This is a genomic window from Alkaliphilus flagellatus (genome assembly GCF_018919215.1).
Taxonomy (GTDB): domain Bacteria; phylum Bacillota; class Clostridia; order Peptostreptococcales; family Natronincolaceae; genus Alkaliphilus_B; species Alkaliphilus_B flagellatus.
The window spans coordinates 1-2,499 of sequence record NZ_JAHLQK010000014.1; the positions used below are offsets into that span (position 1 = coordinate 1).

The 2,499-nt window shown below is 30.9% G+C and carries 1 protein-coding gene and 1 pseudogene; both read left to right on the forward strand.

The window, feature by feature from the left end; translation table 11 throughout:
- Nucleotides 1-559 precede the first annotated feature (559 nt).
- A complete protein-coding gene (locus KQI88_RS17715; protein WP_216419658.1) occupies nucleotides 560-2,125 on the forward strand; it encodes a glutathione ABC transporter substrate-binding protein in 1,566 nt (521 codons plus the stop codon).
- A gap of 227 nt (nucleotides 2,126-2,352) precedes the next feature.
- Nucleotides 2,353-2,499, forward strand: a pseudogene (locus KQI88_RS18605) (ABC transporter permease); the annotation flags it as partial.

Sequence of the window (2,499 nt, forward strand, 5' to 3'; positions counted from 1 at the left end):
ATGTATAGACAAGATATTTGTAAAGAACAAACACCAGAATTAAAAGATATAGGTAATGAAACATTTGTAGCATGCCACTTTACAGGAAACTTAAAGCCTGCGAAGTAGTAAAAAATTGATATTAAGCCCCTTAACTGTCATCGACAGTTAAGGGGCTTATCTATTTTTATTTTATTTTAATTCATTACAAAAATGTAATAAAAATATTAAAAAGGACGACAAATATTAATAAAATGTAACAAAAAATAATTATTATTGCAATATTTACTTATATAGGTATATAATAGAGGAAATACAAAAAAGACTATTCGCGCAATTAAAAATTTTAAATGAAACAAAATATAATTTGCAAAATTGCAGATTGGAATCTTAAATAGTAATTATAATTGAATATCATAATAGTAGAGTATTTTACCTAATATATTTGCCGTTTTTTTTGGTAATATATCATTATAAATAAACATAATATGTAGATAAGTTCAGAGTTTGAGCATAATTACTTAGTTACAATTTTTTGCCCTTTGGCAAAATAAATATATTAATATAAGGGGGAAAAACAATGAAAAAGAACAAAAAATTATTAATGCTGTTGAGCATGATTCTTGCATTTGCATTAATTGTTGTAGGATGTGGAAAAACTACTACAACTGACAATTCAGATCCAGACCAACCAAAGGATACTGGATCAGTAAAAGATACATTAGTAGTAGCTCAAGGTGCAGATGCTAAAACATTAGATCCACATGGTTCTAATGATAACACATCTTCAAGAGTTATTAAGCAAATTAACGACACATTAGTAGTACAAGATGAGAATATGGAGTTACAACCAGGTCTTGCAGAATCTTGGGAAAAGATTGATGATTTAACATTTGAATTTAAATTAAAGCAAGGTGTTAAATTCCATAATGGTGAAGAGTTCAAAGCAAGCGATGTTAAATTTACATTATTAAGAGCTTTAGAGTCCCCGCATGTTGGACATATTGTAGGAGCAATTAATAAAGATGGAATTGAAATAGTAGATGATTATACAATTAGAATTGCTACTACAGAACCATTTGCGCCACTACTTTCTCACTTAGCTCATACAGGTTCAAGTATTTTAAATGAAAAAGCTGTAACAGACGCTGGAGATGACTATGGTCAAAAACCAGTTGGAACAGGTCCATTTAAGTTTGAAAACTGGGTAAATGGTGATGAGATTAATCTAGTAAAATTTGAAGAATATCATGGCGAAAAAGCTAAGGTTGCAAAGGTTAAATTCAGAAACATATCAGAAGCAACAAACAGAACTATTAACCTTGAAACTGGTGAAGTTGATATTGTATATGATGTTTTACCAACGGATGTTAAAAGAGTAGAAGAAGATAAAAACTTAGTATTGATGAGACAAGAAAACTTATCAACAACATATATTGGGTTTAACGTTCAAAAGAAACCTTTTGATGATGTGAGAGTACGTCAAGCTATTAACCATGCTGTAGATGTTGATTCAATTATCGAAGCTGTAATGCAAGGTGTTGGAGAGCAAGCTAATGGACCATTAGGACCAAACGTTTGGGCTTCAAACCAAAAATTAGTGCCATATGAATACAATGTAGAAAAAGCTAAAGAGCTAATGAAAGAAGCTGGCCTTGAAAATGGATTTAAAACATCTATTTGGACAAACGACAACAAATCAAGAATGGATATAGCTGAAATTGTTCAAAACCAATTAAAAGCAATCAATATTGAAGCTGAAGTAAAAGTAGTTGAATGGGGTGCTTATCTAGATGGTACAGCTAAAGGTGAACACGACATGTTTATCCTTGGATGGGTTACTGTAACAGGAGATCCTGACTACGGTCTATATCCTCTGTTCCACTCTTCACAATTTGGAGATGCTGGTAACAGAACATTCTATGGTAATACTAAAGTTGACGAATTGTTAGATAAAGCAAGAAAGAGTGCAGACCAAGCAGAAAGAGAAAAAGCATATTTAGAAGTTCAAGAAGTTGTTAGAGATGATGCTCCATGGATATTCTTAAATAACGGTGAAAACGTTGATGGTTTAAGAAGTAATGTAAAAGGTTTCGTACAACATCCAGCAGGACATCATAGATTAGGTTCTGTGTACTTTGAGTAATAGTGTAATTTAACTGCATAGTAAAGTCATAACTGCATTTTAATATAGGGTCATATTTATATGGCCCTATATTTTATAGAACAGAGGAAATCATCTGCTTTATAAAATTGTTGAAAGGTTATAATTTCTGTAATGCATTTCAACAAAATTAATATTTAAATCTTATGAAGAAGGATTTTATTATAATACAGAATTATAGTTAGGAAATTTAGAAAGGAGGATTTTAAATGCATAAATATATATTAAGAAGACTTATTATGTTAATCCCTGTTATGTTAGGCGTATCATTTATAGTATTCACTCTAATGCATTTTACACCTGGTGATCCTGCAAGAATTATGCTTGGTGAGTCAGCACCAGTAGAAGATGTTTTA

What these genes read in the sequence shown, in the direction of transcription:
- KQI88_RS17715 (WP_216419658.1), top strand. Translation starts at nt 560, where the DNA reads ATGAAAAAGAACAAAAAATTATTAATGCTGTTGAGCATGATTCTTGCA.